The following is a 16,219-nucleotide window of genomic DNA, read 5'->3' on the forward strand; positions in this document are numbered from 1 at the left end:
ACTTTCTTAATTTTAACGAGCTTTTGGATAAGTTGTTTTTTGTCCAAGGGCTCTCTTCATTTAATTTCTATGAATCTCCCCTCAATTTTTTCTATTTGATAAGTTAAATCTTTATTGTAAATAATCATTGTATTTGGCTCCATCTTTGTTGGTATAGGATCATAAACAGTATCAGTAAGTGTTCCTTCTCCATGATCACTAAAGTGACTTAATCCTGCGTCGGTGCCATCCGGATTCAGAATGTGATGGATATGACCGTCTGTGCCATAAGTAACTATCATTCCTGGAAAAGGTGTGGGTAATACAGTTTCTACGTTATACTGGGGCAAATCTTTGGTTTCTTCTTTAAATTTTTTATATCTAGCTTCTTCTGCTGCTTTCTCCTCATCAGAAAATACATCTCCAAGTTCAATAGGTTCTTTTGATTTCTGTAGTAAAGAATCGCTTTCACCATTGATGATCGAATTAGAAATAAATACGCCAATTGCAACAACAAAACTTAAAGCCTTAATCATGAATGTTTTCACCTGTTTTCTATTTTTCACTTCTACATAGTATTTACGAAAAAATGATGATTTTGTTTCTTTCTTAGCATAACTAATTTGCTTTATACTATTCTTTTTATATGGTTTTGTACAAGCAACCCCTCTCTATTTATTAAACTGACAGCAGCGACGATTATTATACTCTTTTATTTCTCTTTTTACTTGTATATAATAAGAAGTATAAACATAAAATGAAAAGATCACAGATACTACTAATATCTGTGATCAATATACAACTAGATCGTCAGAATAGCGGTCTGCTTAGTGAAAGTAATCACGAGCATAAGGGGATTGACCGCCACCCTGCCGACCCATTCATGTTGTACATATAAAATTATGTCATTGGTTACAAACATTACCAATCAAAAAATAAATGTTACTTTTTATCATGTATGTTGATCCTTTTAAGGAGCAAAGATACGATTTTGATTAAAACTATTGAAAACATTAAAATATGCGATATATATGAATAGACTGATGACTGCAATTATTGTACTCTCAGGTCATGATATAAAATATCTTTAAATGTGGTTCTCAAATAATTCTCCAAAAGCTCCATCGTAAATTCTTCATCACTAGTTTGACTCAATAAAAACTCATCTTTCTTATACAATTTGTCTAATGAGTTTTGTTCTCCATTAATAACATTCATGATATGGATAAAATCCCCACTCTCTCCGAGAGCAACTTTAAATTGGGCACTTTCAATTTTAATAAACGATTCTCCCGGTACGATAAGAAATTCATAGTTTTTATTTTTCACCGACCCTATTTTTTTTCTTAAATGATTCATATATACACTGATTTCTTGATACCTTTCCTTTACAAGAATTTCATCAGAGTTCTCCCCTAAGTATTTTTTTGCTCTTTTTGAAAATTCATCTTGAAAGGTAGTTTCATCTCCCGATTTCATTTCATTATTCATTTATTCATTCATCTCCTTTCACCTTCATATGCTCCCTTACACACATAAATTTTTCTAATGTATCACGGTATACATGCTGTTAGACTCCCTCTGAAAGTTAAATTATCTTTATTTAACGGACTTCATTCCCCATTATTAATCAACTTATAATTACATTAAATTCTATTCATCATTCTATAATAAATGACTCTAGAAAACGGTTATATAATGTAAAACCCTAACTTTTGCGTGTTTAAATCGATACCAAAGTTTTCTTTATACAATGAATTTGTAAATTTATCATATTCTTTTATTAAAAAACAAGACCGGCTCTATATTAGCAGCGGTCTTGTGGAATCACTAAGTTATATTTTTTTCTCTAATTATTGTATACAACAGTTGTTCACAGCTGACTTCAATCATTTCATATACTTCTTCAAAGTTTCCTGTAAAATAAGGATCAGGAACATTCATTATATCTCCTGACGGCAAAAACTCTAACATTCTGTAGATCTTCTTTTCTTTATTGTTTGCCAGTAATTTTAGATCATTTAGATTCTTTTCATCCATGGCAATAATATAATCAAATTCATTCAAATCATCCTCTATAACTTGTCTCGCTTTTAAACCAATATAATCCACATCATTCTCATCTAAAATAGCTCTTGTTCCAGCATGTGGTGGATTTCCTATATGCCAATCACCAGTTCCTGCTGAGTCCACTTGTATTTTATTTTCCAGTCCTCTTTGATTCACCTTATGTTTAAAAACAGCTTCAGCCATAGGAGAACGACAAATATTGCCTAAACAAACAAATAAAACACGAACCATAGCCTTATCATCACCTGTACTTTCGTTCAATTAATCGTCCCATTATAACTTGTACAATAGCATATCTCAACAAAAATGGACAAATAACTAGGGGCATACGTTTGATTTTGATATAAAATAGTGAATTCGTCCAGTCACTTATCATAATTCTCCATAGACTGTATTAAATGAAACATGAAATGATAATAGACCCAAACTTTTATTATGGATACAGGTATTACATTGGTGTAACCAGCTTATTAAATTAAAAAATCAAATTTGGAAGTTTAGCTTCGCTTTTTTGAATATCTTATGTTATAAAAAAAGAGTCATCCAAGGTAACGTGGATGCTCATGTAAGTACATTAAGAATGAAGACTGGCTCAATTTAGTAGAAAGAAATTACATTTTATGATATTTTTATATGTGATTATGATTTAAACACATAGTGAAGACAAATTCTGCACCTGCATATCTACAAATCGATAAAAGCTTGGATTCCGCCATCCAAATAGATAAGAATTCACGGAATAGATGGGCATATCTACTCCGTGATGAATTCAATTTTTCTAGTAGAAAAGTCCTGCACTAAGGATAATGACAAGAAGAATGAATAAAACAAGAGCCATAATAGGCCAGTTCCATCCAGTTCCTTTCCTCTTATGAGGTACATTTGCTACACTTGCAGGAGCAACATTCTCATAAGGGGCATACTCAGCTGGTGCAACATTTGCATACTCCATTGGAGATACCGCTGGTACATTCGCATCATAAGCAGGCATTACGTTTGATGTTGAAGCAGGTAAAACACTTGCTGGTGCATAAGGATTAATATTGTTCATCTTTCATCTTCCTCTCTACGGTTTATTTGAAGTGTCTTCCCTAATAGTTTATTGCGGATAGACGTTTGTGGACTGGGTATTTAACCATCTTTCATTTTTTGTGCAAATGCGGAGATTGTACTTCGTCCAAAGTGATAAGCCGTTTTGATTCAGATAAGACAAGTTACATATATTGCGGTGTATACATAAACGTGTATTCATATAACTTTTTGAAATTTGGTCGGGTCGCTTGCTCTAATAAAAAGGCTGATTGCATAGCCCCTGGATAACGGAATGAATTCAGAACCTCTATCATTCCTTCTCTCGTTTCAATTCCAATACCGTGACCAAAATATAAACCATTCCCCATATAAACCGCATTTTCTCCCTGCCAATAAGGAGTACTTGGATCCACATCAGGATTGTCGAAATATAAAATATCACCCGGGAAATAGTCATACCTTCTTGTCGTTTCTAAGTTAAGATCTTTATCATATTGCCATGCCCATAAATATAAATCTTGAAATAAATAATTAAATCTCTTTTCTCCCAGAGAGTGCAAAACCGCTTTATACAATATGATAACCATACCAGTTGCACACTCAAATGCATATTCAGAACCATTTGCAAAAATATCATTAATAGCATCTGAAGGTCTTACACCTGGAAGAAGTTTAAATGCTCCGTTCCTTTCTGTATACCAATATCTCGGATTAGATCTCGCGTATTTAAAAGTGGAAAATGATGCATCACTGTCGTTTAATAATTGGGCTGCTTGAACAATATTTTGTCTCATTTCCAATTCAAATTTCAATTGATTTGGAGAGGAATAATAATAAATTGCCTCACTGTTCAACATCTGATATAGAACTTTTCTCTCAAATTCGTTTAATACCATTTGAGACTCTAGCTGTGGTAATGTTACGATACGACCATACATTTCAATCATGCTAGTCCCTTCTCCTCTCTATACATTTGCCTATATAACAGCTTATGAAAATTTATTGAGGAGGTTCCACTACAATGACATTGATATTTCTCAGCCCCTTATTAAAGGAACGCTTTTTATTAAGTCAAAAGAAAAAAACTGCATCCAAATTGTGTCTAACAATTTGGATGCAGTTCAATAGCATGCTTTCACTAATTTACTGTTACATATTCGTGGTTTTCACTGGAGCATCAGAGGTCAAATTTTGCACACTGTATAGTCTTGTGTAACCACCATTTAAATTCATCAACTGCTGATGAGTGCCCATTTCTTTAATTTGACCATCTTCCATGTACACAATTTTATCAGCATGTGTGATTGTGGAGAGCCGATGAGCAACAATTACGGTTGTTCGATCTTTCGCTAGTCGATCTAACGACTTTTGAATTAAAGCTTCTGATTCCAAATCAAGTGCAGAGGTTGCTTCATCCAAAATTAATATTTGCGGATCCTTAAGGAATACCCTTGCAATGGCAATACGCTGTTTTTGCCCACCTGATAGCTTCACTCCACGTTCTCCAATCTCAGTATCGTATCCATCAGGCAGTTCCATGACAAAATCATGTGCATTTGCAGCTTCAGCAGCTCTTATGATCTCCTCTTCAGTAGCACTAGATTTTCCAAATAAAATATTTTCACGAACTGACCCACTAAACAAAATGTTATCTTGAAGCACCATGCCAATATTTTCACGTAGACTCTTTGTTAGTATATTTGTTATGTCATGCCCATCTATACGAATAACCCCTTGATCTATGTCAAAAAAACGTGGGATCAATCCTACAAGGGAGGATTTTCCTCCACCACTCATCCCTACTAGAGCCACTGTTTCTCCAGATTTTATGGAAAATTGAATATCTTTTAGAACAGGTTCCCCTTCTTTTAAATAACTAAAGGAAACATGGTCAAAGTCAATATCTCCTTTTACTTTTTTAAGAGGATACGCATGAGGAGCATCAACAATATCATATGGTTCCTCCATAAATTCAACCATTCTTTCTAATGAAGCTGCAGCTTGTGTTAATACAGTGGATGAATTTACCAATCGACGTAATGGGCTGTACAATAAATTTAAATATCCAAAAAATGCAACAAAAGCACCTAAAGTTAAATTCTCTTGAATCACTTGATAACCACCATAACCAATTACAAGGAGAGGGGCGATGTCAGTCAAAGTGTTAATGACTGAATGAGTTAAAGCATTCCACCTAGTTTGTTTCAAAGCTTTCTCTAAATAGACACTGTTCCTCTTACCAAACCTGTCTTGTTCAACCTTCTCTAGTGTAAAACTTCTAATGACAGGTATACCTTGAATTCTCTCATGTAAATAAGCTTGCATTTCGGCTAACGCCTGTGAACGGTCCTTTGTTAACTGTTTCAAACGTTTATACAATATTTTTACTGAGATTGCATACAAAGGAAAAATAGAGATCGCAATAAAAGCTAGTACTGGATTTAAATAAAACATAAACCCTAATGCGATAGTCAGAGTAAACAAATCCAACCAAATATTCATCAAACCGACTTCAACAATGCTTTTGGTTTGCTCTACATCGTTAATAAAACGAGAGATGATTTCTCCTACCTTGCGATTTTGATAAAAACGAATCGATAATTTTTGAATATGATCAAATAAACGATTACGGATATCGAACAATATACGACTTGTAGTAAGCTGTGCAAAGTATTGTCTTAAATATTCTATAGGCCATCTAATAATAATGAATAAGATAAGTGCACCAATAAGTAAATAAATGAGCTTAGACACCTTTTCGCTATCAGCAATCGTTTCATTTGTAAGCAAATCATCAATGACATACTGCATCATTAAAGGCAAAGTTAAAGGGATGCCAAATTTCACAACCCCTATCATTACGGTAATTAATATTAGTTTCCAATAAGGTTTTACAAATTGAAAGTATGTTTTAAATGGGCTCATCACGTTCCTCCCTTCTATGAAGCCTTACTTCGTGAAAATAAAAATGAAAGCATTAAAAGTGCAATAGATAATAACACAACTGTTCCACCTGGTGCAAAATTCCAAATCCCTGCCACCATTAATCCACCCATGACCGCAATCTCTGAAAAAATAACAGCCATCCACATCGTATGTCGAAAGCTTTTGGCGATGACTAAGCTGCATGCAACAGGAATGGTAATCAAGGCTGATACTAACAATGCACCTACTATTTTGATAATGACACTAATCACTAGTGCTGTTAAAGTTGTAATCAATATATTAAAAAGTCGTGTTGGAAGCCCGCTAACACTAGCTGCATCTTCATCTAAAGTAACTAAAAACAATTCCTTATATGATATAAATACAAAGGCAATCACTAATAAAGTTACAGTGAGTACAATCCAAATATCAGCTGTATCTAGAGCAACAATACTTCCAAACAAATAATCCTGCACATTGATGTTAAAACCTTTACCTGATGTAAATAAAACAGAGGCAAAGGCGATACCTCCTGACATGATTATGGCGATTGATAATTCTGCGTAGCTTGGGTAAGCCTTCCTCAGTTTCTCTATAGCAAATGAAGCAATTAGAGCAAACGCTATCCCTAACGCAAGAGGATATACCTCAATAATAAAACCTAATGCAACTCCTGCAATGGAAACGTGTGATAGAGCATCCCCTATCATTGACAATCTTCTTAATACGATAAAAACACCAATTAATGGTGCTATAATTCCAATCAAAAAACCAACGAATAAGGTTTTCTGAAAAAAGGGAAATAAAAATATATCTAAATCCAAAACAAGTTCCTCCGATTCATATTTTCAAAAAAAACCTTTTAATGAATGAGTTAAATCCGTTTCTACGCAGTCCTCAAAATCATGTGAATGTTTTACATAAAACTTTAATTTCCCAGCCGTATGTATAGGTTCAGTCCCTAAATAGGAATGCATCATCTCTACATCATGAGAAACCATTAAAAAGGTTATATTATGCTGCCTGTGCATATGTCGAATCATATGAAAAAAGCTTTCTTGTGTCTCAGCATCAATACCAACCATAGGTTCATCCAATATAAGCAAATCTGGATTATTGATTAACGCCCTTGCTAAAAAAGCACGCTGCTGCTGACCTCCAGATAAGTTTCCAATTCTACGATTCGCTAGCTGCTCAATACCAAGTGCTTGAAGTGAGTCGTCACATTTCTGCATTTCCTTTTTTGTAATTCTTTTAAACATTTTTTTCTTACCATATAATCCAGAAAGCACAATTTCTTTTACTGTCGCAGGGAAAAAGGGGTTCATTGCATTTTTTTGAGGCACATAACCAATGCGCTCCCAATCTTTAAAATCGGAGATCGGTTGATCAAATAATTTAATTTCTCCTTGCACAGGTTTAATTAACCCAGCAATCATTTTAAGTAAAGTGGATTTCCCTGCCCCATTGGAACCAATCAAACCCACGAAATCTCTCTCTAAAACTTTAAAATCTAAATTTTGGATGACAGGTGTTTTATTTTCATAATAAAAGGAAACATCTTCAATAGAAATGATACATTCATGACATGCGTCACGATTATATTTACTTGGTTCTGTCATCATCATTCACTTAACCCTCTCTTAGCATATACCTTATAATCAATATCCCTACATTCACACCATTCTTTTGTTGTACCGCCGATGATTAAAGGTGTGCCTATAACATCTTCAATACATGAAATACCAAGCATGGTTAAGATCGATTTTAATTGATCATGCCAATTATGAATTTGATCTATTGTTTTTTCTATCCCATGCTCTTTTAAAAGAGCTAATATTGGGGAAGCCAATCCTACGCCTTTAGCTCCTAAAGCGAAGCTTTTAACCATATCAAGTGGGTTTCTAATCCCCCCAGAAGATATAAAATCAATTTTATCTTGGTATGCACTTGATTCAATCAAAGAAAGGGCAGCTGACTGGCCCCAATTTTTTATAAAATCAAAATCTTTCGCTTCTCTTCGTTCATTTTCAATCCAAACAAAGTTTGTACCGCCTTTACCACCAACATCAATGATTTCAATTCCTATATCATTCAAGACTTTATATGTTTCCTGACACATCCCGAATCCCACTTCTTTTACTATAACTGGAACAGAAACGGCTTCTTTAATACGATGAATTTTATCAATAATCCCATTAAAGTTTCGATCTCCTTCGGGCATTACTAATTCCTGTGGAATATTTAAATGCAATTGAAGCATATCCGCTTGTATCATGTCAATTGCATTCATTGCATCTTCTACGTGACTGTCTGCACTTAAATTCGCAAATATAGGACCTTTTGAATTTACTTCCCTTACAATTTGATAGGTGCGAATTAATTCTTTATTTCTAAGTGCCGCCTTTTGCGAACCTACTGCCAAAGCGATTCCAGTCTCACTAGCAATGACAGCCAAATCATGATTCACTTTTTCTGTGGAAAAAGCACCTCCCGTCATCGCATTGATGATCAAAGGAGAGTTCAATTGCTGTCCCCCTATTTTTGTAGATAAAGTGGACTCCTGAACATTCTTCTCAGGTAATGAGCGATGTACAAAATGTAACTCATCAAATGAGGAGGAATTGCTCTGTGTATTTGATTGTAAAGCTAATTTCAAATGATCAAGCTTTCTTTTTTCTCTCATTTATAATTTCCTTTATTTGTTTATATATATTTTAATATACTCCATTCACTCTCTGATATTAATATCATCTGTAAGTCTTATTATAACTTATCAGGGGAACATTTGAACATTTAAGCTATTCATATATCCATAATCGTAACAATTACTATTTAATATCAAAATTATACATGGACATATTTTTATATGTCAATTAAAATATGTCCATGTATAATTGAAAGTGATGAAATACATATTGAGTTGAAGTAAAAGTGGTACATTGATTCAAAAAAAATATATATAAATAATGTGAGAACTATTGACACTGCAATAGTTCTCACATCGAAGTTAAGATAATCGAATTCCCTAACGCTACCCCATATCATTCCGTTTGATCATCTTGGTGAATTCGTAATCCCTTTTATGGTTAATTTTTTAATTATTGCTTAAACTTAAATGTTAAACGCAACAAGCACGTTGGCAGCAAGATGATTTAGACGAGTTGGAATAGGATTTTATATTAAGGAATGTATCTAGTTGTAAAAATTTCAAGGATAATTTTTTCTTGTCCCTTTTTAAAGTACTGACCTTTTGATGATTACTTATCCATCTTTCCATTTCTTCATGTTTTACTACTACTTCATATTCATTAAACATAATAACCTCTCCTTACTTTTAAATTAAAATGGTTTAAATGATTGTAAATCGTAGTTTCTAATGAATCCATTTTTATCGATCGATACATCAAAAAAGGTTGATTAAAACAGTAAAAAAAGATTACCAAGTAGGTCTAAATAAACAACACAGTTCTGATGATAACAAATGATTTACTTCATCTTGATTAAGTGAGTAATAACTGGAAGTGCCTTTAATAACTCTGTTAATTAGGTTTGCATCTAATAATATTTTTAAATGATAAGACAACTTTGACTGTGCCATATTCATTAAAAGAGCTAACTCACATACGTTAATCTCACCTTTTCTCGTAATAATGTTCATGATTCGTATCCTCTTTTTATCTGCGATTGCTTTAAATTTCCCCTCATATTTTTCAAAAACTTGATTCAATAAAACATCATCTAAGTCCATACCTTGTGTAAATATCACATGTTGTAAGTTCATTTCTTGTTTCATTTTCAGCGCATCCTTTAATCAAATATTATACATATTATAATTTGGTTTTGAATTTTCACTAAACAACAGGTGAATACAAAATGGCTTAAGAGGTTTTTTGTCCCCCCCACTTCAATCGAAAGTGGGAGAGAGTAAAAGTGGATCGATTTAATTCATAGATTAGTGATTAAATTGTTTAAGTACCAATTCCATTTGTGGTTTTGTAGAGAAGCTGATTAAGTCCCCATTCACCACTACAGCCGGAGTCACATACTTTAAGACATGCTCCCCACTAATGTTTACAAACCCTCGCTTTTGAATTAGATCCGTTAATTTCTTTTTAGCTATGATTCTATCCATTAAAAGATTATAGTTATATAAGTGAATATTGACATTTTCATTTATATATTCAGATAATTCTTCTTTTAAATCTAAACTTTCTTCGTAAAAATCATAACTATCATCACAACAATTTTCACTAGATTCTTCTGCACAACAATCCTCTTGATTGTTTAAAATGCTAGGAAAAATCTCTATTAAGTTCATTTGGCTCATAATAAAATTCCTCCAATTCAATTTTATACTGCTTTATAAAGTCGATGTACTGGTTTTGGTGGCAAAGGACTAAAACACTCATTATATGTCTCAGACCATTTTGATTTCAAGATTTTGTCAGTACTTGCAATAGCATCAGCTACAGCAAGATTTAAAAGAGCTGGAGATGATTCAATTCGGATATTTAAGACAACTCTAAAATGGGTTCCTTCCTTCACATTTTTTTCAGTAAATGTGGGTTGGTCTCCAGTATGAACCATACTAGCCTTTACAAATCCATTTTCAAACCCTAAATGAATTTTTAAATGAGCAATAGCCATCTTCTCTCTAATGAAGTGATTATTTAAAATTTTCAAAAAATTTTCTGCCCATATATGTGGATCTATATTGTTTGATGCTTTTATATCACCTAAAATATTCATCCAAGCTAATTGGGCTTCCCCTTCAGCATATAGATCATAATCGATATCAAGGACTTTATCTCCCCCTAAATCTGTAGTTAACCATGTTTCTGTTAACTTCTCTAGGTTATCTCCTCTTTCTGCTGAAATGGTTTGAATCATGGTTTGCGGGTATCTATCTTCTAAATACTTATATATATCATTTACTTCTTTCTCAGAATAACGATCTAATTTATTTAATACAATAATATCGGCTTCTGCTAGCTGTTTTTCAAAAATGTAGCTAACGGACTGAGAGAAGATCGGTGTCGTTTGATTTGTCATGTTTAGTTCGTGTAATAACCTGGCTGGATCAACGATAATAGTTAACGGTGCTGTTTTAAAATCTTTTGAGTAATACTGTTTTAAGGGTTGAATGACGGTGGCTGCTAAGTCAGTACAACTACCAACAGCTTCTGCAATGATGACGTCTGGTTGTTCTTCTTTGGCAATCGTATCTAAATGTGTATAAAGATCATCAAACTGACAACAGAAGCAGCCTCCTGTCACTTCTTTGGCATTTAACCCGTTTGTTTTAGCAAGTTCTGTATCAATTAATTCTTTGCCTTGATCATTTGTAACAATCCCTACTCGATATCCTTGTTCTTCTAATTTCAATGCAGATTTGATCATCGTGGTTGTTTTACCAGCGCCTAAAAAACCTCCTAATAAAATCACTCTTGTCATGTATGTTTCCTCCTATAATTAATGTTAAAATTAAAAACCTTTCATTAGAAATCAATTTCCATTAACACTTTAAACAACATCTCTTAAAAATACCCTCCTCAGGTGGAGTCAGCATTTCATAATATAATTCATCCAATTTAGGGTCAGGATGTTTCCAATCATAATGGAATTCATATTCAGTTAAATCTAGTGATTGAATAGATTCCTTGTGTAACAATGGAGATCCTTTATATAAATACAACCGAGTTTCATATTGAATTGGATCTACTAAATCACCTAGAGCATTGTCTTCTACAAAAGTTCTAAAAGTAACAATATCATCTAAAGATGTCCAAGGATTAAACATAATAAATGTAGGATTTAGTTTAATATCGATTTCTCTTAAATAAGCGATTGCTTCTGTAATATCTTCTATAGATGTATCTTTGGCTACTGCATCAAGAACTTCTTTAGAAGGAAATTCTAATGCAGATGTTATAAACTTAACCCCCAACTGTTTCATTTCTGCTAAAGTTTCTTTATTTTCAAGAATATGATCTACTCTTGTTGTGAAGTCGTAGGTTAAATTAGGAAATTGTTGATGAAGTTTTCTTAAAATTTTAATTCCATGATATTTTGCATTAAAGAAATCAGCATCTACAAAAGTTAGGTGCGTCATACCACCTTCTACTAAATTTTTAACGTCTTGAATGACAATCTCTTCATTTACTAAAATGACTTTTCCATCATATGCCGCAAAAACAGAACAGTATAAACACTTGTGATGGCATCCACGAGCAATTTCAGTGGATCCAACAATTTGTTCAGACCCTAACAAACGATTGATTTGTTTTTGAGGATATTTATGTAAAGGTGGCAAGATGTGTCTGGATGGTACATCTAAATGATCACGTGACATGTAAGGATGAATACTGTTTCCTTTCATCGCTTGTTCTCCACTTAATACACCAGGTAAATCTTCTTGTATATCTCCATTTAGATGTTTTGTTAATAAAGTTAATGGATACTCCCATTCCCCACAAATGCACGAATCACTATATTTTCCTGCTAATCTAGTTGCATTAATAGTTGCATGTTGTCCAAAGAAAGTAATGTGTGCCTCAGGATTAACTTTAGCTGCTAGTTTGGCAATTTCTATACCAGCATGAACAGCATCGAATAATGGTACTGATATTGCGATTAAATCGTTTCCTTGAAATTTATCTTCTATGATTCCGTCTACATAAGTATCTAGTACAGATACATTGAACCCTTCTTTCATTAAAGATGTGGCGGCAGTTGCTATTGTTGTAGGTTGGAATCCACCTTCAAATGTTGATACTAATAGAACATTCATAATATCCCTCCATTTATGATTTGACTACGATATTAACCATTCACGATTGGCCATACAGGATCTAATACTGCTATAACTGCCAGACTTAAAATCGATAGATTAAATAATTTAGCTTTCATTTTCCGTTACCTCCATTTATTTGTTTAACATAATTGAACATTTATGATTTAAATATATATTTTGTTAACTTGTGTTTAATGATATATCAAACAAATAGGAAAGTCAACATTATTAAACAAAATAAATATTTTATTTTTTTGTTTAATAATGTTGACTACATGGAACAGATCATAAATAAAGGTAAATATCCAGATTGGAGTTTGGAGTAATAAAATGATAGGTCAACATATCAAAGAATTAAGAAAAAAAACAAGCGAGTGTTTAATTACTCGCTTGTTTTTTGATTCTACCACTTATTTAAATTATATGGATATTATGTCTTTTATTCTTTTACCTGAATTGGATGCAATTGTGTTTTTGTATATGTAGGAATTTCATTATCATTAGGAATTAATTTGGTTACTATCCAGGCTAATACTGCTACGAAAGGTAATAGAATAAGCATATTGACGAAATTAAACATACCATGTGCAAATGCGATAGTCATTTCTGGATTTAGATTAGCAGAGATTTGAAGTTTAGCAATAAGCGGAGTGTATAGACCTAGAAATAACATAAAGAATGTGGTTCCTATCACATTAAACATAACATGAGTTAATGCAGCTCTTTTTGCAGCAATAGAAGCTCCAATCGAAGCTAGAACAGCTGTAATCGTTGTTCCAATATTATCTCCGAACAATACAGGAAGAGCAGCTTCTAAGCTAATCGCGCCTTGACCGAACAATTCTTGCAATACGCCAATCGTAGCACTTGAACTTTGAACAATTAAAGTAAATAAAGTTCCAACAAATACACCTAAAATAGGGCTATCACTCAAAGAAATGGTTAGTTCTTGAAACCATTCTAATGTACGTAGCGGTTTCATACCACTTGACATTAGACCTAGACCATAAAATAAGGCTCCAAATCCAAACATGATTTGACCTAGATTATGCACTTTTTTATTTTTAAAGAAAAATAATAGGACTGCTGCCCCTGCAATAATGGGTAAAGCATAGGCAGATAACTTAATGCCTATAATAAAAGATGTAACGGTTGTTCCAATATTTGCCCCCATGATGACACCTATGGACTGCCTCAGTGTCATCAGACCTGCACTCACAAAACCGATGGTTAAAACAGTTGTTCCAGAGCTGCTTTGTATTAAAACGGTTACAAGGAAACCCGCCAACACCCCTATAACAGGGTTTGTTGTAAATTTATCAAGAATATGCTTTAATCTGTCTCCTGCTGATTCTTCCAAACCATCACCCATGTACTTAATCCCGAATAAAAATATTCCAAGACCACCTATAAACTCAAATATTAATTTCTGTATATCAATATCCATACTATTTTTCTCCATTTCATTTACATAGTCACTTTATTCTAAAAGTGCTTTTCATTTATTTCACAATAAGATCTTTAATGGTAACTCCTAATTTTTCATTTATAATATTAGCTATTTCAGAAGCAGAGTTTTCTTCATCATTGTGAGTAATATAGAAACCCAATCGATTATAATTATTCGTAGTTTTCTCCACTTGTTGCCCATTCTCAATAAACCATTCTTGTTTTTTTATTAAGGTGGTGTTTATATTTTCATTAAAATAAACCTCTCCTGCTTTATCTGCAGTAAGAAATCGAATGGATGCTGAAGTAGATACAATATCACTCTTTGTCACCTTTCCAATATCTTCTCCTAAACTTATACGAAAAGCGATTTCCCTTAAGTCAATTCCTGTAACAGCGAGCACTAATTCAGGGATTTGGTCTCCACCAGGGCGAGCATTAACTTCTATAAGTCTCGGTCCATTTTTTGTATATTTTACTTCTGCATGCGTGACTGCGTTATCAACTCCTATAGCTTCTAAACTTTTTATTACGAGTTTTACTATTTCTTCTTCAACTTCTCTGCTTAATTTGGCTGGAAAATTATGCCCTATTTCTATCGCTAAAGGAAAAGGAGTTACTTCTTTTTGAGTAATCCCTATCACCTTCGTTATTCCATTCAAAGTGTAAGATTCTACGCTATATTCTGGTCCATCTATAAATTCCTCTACTAGAATTTCATCAATTGGCTGTTCAATGAAATTTACCTTATCACTTCGAATTGTTGTCACAGCAGTCGTAACTTCATCCATGTTGTTACATAGATAGACATTTCGACTCCCAGCATCATTAGAAGGTTTCACAATTAAGGGAAATGTGAAACCTTTGATTCCTTCCTCTACTTCGTGTGTTTCAGTTAATAATGTATACTTCACTCTCCCGATATCTAATTGATCAAGTTTTGTTCTTGTGAGTTTTTTATTTCGGCAGACTAGGGCTGCATCATAGGATAAAGTATTTTTCAATCCTAGCGTTTTACTAATCAGTGACGCCAAAGGAATTCGATATTCATTAAGAGTAAAGACAGATATGATTTCGTATTTATTACTTAGTTCAACACATTTTTTGAGAACTTCTTCTTCATGATTCAAATTGAACTCTATTGGGATATCAACATTGATTATTTCATCAAACAGTACTTCTTTTTTTAAAAGAATGGACTTATAACCCAATCTTCTTACTAATTCTATTTCATTGCTACTAGGACTAACTAAGATTACATACTTGTTATTCATATATACCCACCTTTATTGACAACATGAATTTGTTTGTTTATTTTCCACCTTAATTTGAAATTGATTTTTAAGATGCTGTCCACTTACAGCTATAGTAATCCCATTTATTTGCCCTAGCTGTTCATTGGTAAACCCTAGTTGCTTTGCCGATATAATAATATTCTTTAAAGTATCCTTATCTCCTAAAATGGTTGCTGCTGTTAAGATTGCTACTACTTTCTCTTTCTCTGATAAACTTTCACCTTCAATCGTTTTTTCATAAAATTGATTAAAAACCCCTGACAGTTCTTTACTTAAATCTAACATCCATATTACTCCCTTCTTCATTAACAATAATAATCATTTTTTAATATTTATATTAAATGTTCAATTATGTTAATATCATCTTAACTTTATTTTATATATACTGTCAATAAAAAACAGAAAAAAATAAAATACAAAAAAACAGTTGACTTTTACAATGGTTGTATTTTACAATCAATTCAACAACAACAAACTAGAATCAGTTACATCAAATGTTACAAATAGTAATTAAAACACAATTCTTTTTCTTTTATTTCATACATAGTTGTAAAATACAAGTGTGTGATACATGGTCATCACAAACGAAAGAATCGTGCTAATTTAATAGCTGATTATATTTTATTCAATATTAGTTGTATAATACAATCGTTTCAATTTACAATAAAAATGC

15 protein-coding genes and 1 pseudogene are annotated in these 16,219 nt (G+C 32.9%); all 16 read right to left on the minus strand.

All coding sequences use genetic code 11. The features are described 5' to 3' along the window. Window positions 1-56: 56 nt before the first annotated feature. The 16 genes and pseudogenes from Q5Y73_RS21225 to Q5Y73_RS21300 all read right to left on the minus strand — a co-directional run bounded on the left by Q5Y73_RS21225 (window position 57) and on the right by Q5Y73_RS21300 (window position 15,831). Window positions 57-515, minus strand: a complete 459-nt coding sequence (locus Q5Y73_RS21225; protein WP_305993926.1) for a hypothetical protein — start codon at window positions 513-515, stop codon at window positions 57-59. A gap of 517 nt (window positions 516-1,032) precedes the next feature. Then, window positions 1,033-1,470 (minus strand): DUF3942 family protein, encoded by a 438-nt coding sequence (locus tag Q5Y73_RS21230; RefSeq protein WP_305993927.1) that lies wholly within the window; start codon window positions 1,468-1,470, stop codon window positions 1,033-1,035. 339 nt (window positions 1,471-1,809) lie between these two features. Further along, a complete protein-coding gene (locus Q5Y73_RS21235) occupies window positions 1,810-2,280 on the minus strand; it encodes a low molecular weight protein-tyrosine-phosphatase (protein WP_305993941.1) in 471 nt (156 codons plus the stop codon). A 547-nt stretch (window positions 2,281-2,827) separates the two neighbouring features. Next, window positions 2,828-3,100 (minus strand): hypothetical protein, encoded by a 273-nt coding sequence (locus tag Q5Y73_RS21240; RefSeq protein ID WP_305993928.1) that lies wholly within the window; start codon window positions 3,098-3,100, stop codon window positions 2,828-2,830. Window positions 3,101-3,263: 163 nt separating this feature from the next. Continuing rightward, complete coding sequence (locus Q5Y73_RS21245; RefSeq protein ID WP_305993929.1) at window positions 3,264-4,028, minus strand: protein-glutamine gamma-glutamyltransferase; 765 nt, start codon at window positions 4,026-4,028, stop codon at window positions 3,264-3,266. Between the two features lie 202 nt (window positions 4,029-4,230). Continuing rightward, window positions 4,231-6,006, minus strand: a complete 1,776-nt coding sequence (locus tag Q5Y73_RS21250; protein WP_305993930.1) for an ABC transporter ATP-binding protein — start codon at window positions 6,004-6,006, stop codon at window positions 4,231-4,233. Window positions 6,007-6,020: 14 nt separating this feature from the next. Then, window positions 6,021-6,830, minus strand: coding sequence for a metal ABC transporter permease (locus tag Q5Y73_RS21255; protein ID WP_305993931.1), 810 nt, complete (start codon window positions 6,828-6,830; stop codon window positions 6,021-6,023). Between the two features lie 24 nt (window positions 6,831-6,854). After that, complete coding sequence (locus Q5Y73_RS21260) at window positions 6,855-7,634, minus strand: metal ABC transporter ATP-binding protein (RefSeq protein WP_371320252.1); 780 nt, start codon at window positions 7,632-7,634, stop codon at window positions 6,855-6,857. Then, window positions 7,631-8,692: a type 2 isopentenyl-diphosphate Delta-isomerase gene (fni, locus tag Q5Y73_RS21265; protein ID WP_305993932.1), complete on the minus strand. Its 1,062-nt coding sequence runs from the start codon at window positions 8,690-8,692 to the stop codon at window positions 7,631-7,633. The genes Q5Y73_RS21260 and fni overlap by 4 nt, the downstream gene beginning before the upstream one ends. A 753-nt stretch (window positions 8,693-9,445) precedes the next feature. Beyond that, the gene (locus tag Q5Y73_RS21270) at window positions 9,446-9,757 is read right to left on the minus strand and encodes an ArsR/SmtB family transcription factor (protein ID WP_371320253.1); all 312 of its coding nucleotides are present in this window, start codon (window positions 9,755-9,757) and stop codon (window positions 9,446-9,448) included. Window positions 9,758-9,961: 204 nt separating this feature from the next. Then, window positions 9,962-10,336 (minus strand): ArsD-related vicinal cysteine protein VcpD, encoded by a 375-nt coding sequence (gene vcpD / locus Q5Y73_RS21275; protein WP_305993934.1) that lies wholly within the window; start codon window positions 10,334-10,336, stop codon window positions 9,962-9,964. A 23-nt stretch (window positions 10,337-10,359) separates the two neighbouring features. After that, complete coding sequence (locus Q5Y73_RS21280; RefSeq protein ID WP_305993935.1) at window positions 10,360-11,463, minus strand: GTP-binding protein; 1,104 nt, start codon at window positions 11,461-11,463, stop codon at window positions 10,360-10,362. Window positions 11,464-11,524: 61 nt separating this feature from the next. Then, entirely contained in the window at window positions 11,525-12,799 is a 1,275-nt protein-coding gene (arsL, locus tag Q5Y73_RS21285; RefSeq protein ID WP_305993936.1) for an arsinothricin biosynthesis radical SAM protein ArsL, read from the minus strand. A 445-nt stretch (window positions 12,800-13,244) separates the two neighbouring features. Beyond that, window positions 13,245-14,249 (minus strand): annotated as a pseudogene (locus tag Q5Y73_RS21290) (Na/Pi cotransporter family protein); the annotation flags it as partial. Window positions 14,250-14,304: 55 nt separating this feature from the next. Next, window positions 14,305-15,525, minus strand: a complete 1,221-nt coding sequence (locus Q5Y73_RS21295; protein ID WP_305993937.1) for an ATP-grasp domain-containing protein — start codon at window positions 15,523-15,525, stop codon at window positions 14,305-14,307. A gap of 12 nt (window positions 15,526-15,537) precedes the next feature. Next, a complete protein-coding gene (locus tag Q5Y73_RS21300; protein ID WP_305993938.1) occupies window positions 15,538-15,831 on the minus strand; it encodes a carboxymuconolactone decarboxylase family protein in 294 nt (97 codons plus the stop codon). Between the last annotated feature and the right edge of the window lie 388 nt (window positions 15,832-16,219).

Source organism: Chengkuizengella axinellae, assembly GCF_030730905.1.
Taxonomy (GTDB): domain Bacteria; phylum Bacillota; class Bacilli; order Paenibacillales; family KCTC-33759; genus Chengkuizengella; species Chengkuizengella axinellae.

Excerpts from the sequence above, each read along its gene's own strand:
- Q5Y73_RS21225 (WP_305993926.1), bottom strand. The coding sequence starts at position 515 with ATGATTAAGGCTTTAAGTTTTGTTGTTGCAATTGGCGTATTTATTTCT.
- Q5Y73_RS21230 (WP_305993927.1), bottom strand. The coding sequence starts at position 1,470 with ATGAATAATGAAATGAAATCGGGAGATGAAACTACCTTTCAAGATGAA.
- Q5Y73_RS21235 (WP_305993941.1), bottom strand. The coding sequence starts at position 2,280 with ATGGTTCGTGTTTTATTTGTTTGTTTAGGCAATATTTGTCGTTCTCCT.
- Q5Y73_RS21240 (WP_305993928.1), bottom strand. The coding sequence starts at position 3,100 with ATGAACAATATTAATCCTTATGCACCAGCAAGTGTTTTACCTGCTTCA.
- Q5Y73_RS21245 (WP_305993929.1), bottom strand. The coding sequence starts at position 4,028 with ATGATTGAAATGTATGGTCGTATCGTAACATTACCACAGCTAGAGTCT.
- Q5Y73_RS21250 (WP_305993930.1), bottom strand. The coding sequence starts at position 6,006 with ATGAGCCCATTTAAAACATACTTTCAATTTGTAAAACCTTATTGGAAA.
- Q5Y73_RS21260 (WP_371320252.1), bottom strand. The coding sequence starts at position 7,634 with ATGATGATGACAGAACCAAGTAAATATAATCGTGACGCATGTCATGAA.
- fni (WP_305993932.1), bottom strand. The coding sequence starts at position 8,692 with ATGAGAGAAAAAAGAAAGCTTGATCATTTGAAATTAGCTTTACAATCA.
- Q5Y73_RS21270 (WP_371320253.1), bottom strand. The coding sequence starts at position 9,757 with ATGGACTTAGATGATGTTTTATTGAATCAAGTTTTTGAAAAATATGAG.
- vcpD (WP_305993934.1), bottom strand. The coding sequence starts at position 10,336 with ATGAGCCAAATGAACTTAATAGAGATTTTTCCTAGCATTTTAAACAAT.
- Q5Y73_RS21280 (WP_305993935.1), bottom strand. The coding sequence starts at position 11,463 with ATGACAAGAGTGATTTTATTAGGAGGTTTTTTAGGCGCTGGTAAAACA.
- arsL (WP_305993936.1), bottom strand. The coding sequence starts at position 12,799 with ATGAATGTTCTATTAGTATCAACATTTGAAGGTGGATTCCAACCTACA.
- Q5Y73_RS21295 (WP_305993937.1), bottom strand. The coding sequence starts at position 15,525 with ATGAATAACAAGTATGTAATCTTAGTTAGTCCTAGTAGCAATGAAATA.
- Q5Y73_RS21300 (WP_305993938.1), bottom strand. The coding sequence starts at position 15,831 with ATGTTAGATTTAAGTAAAGAACTGTCAGGGGTTTTTAATCAATTTTAT.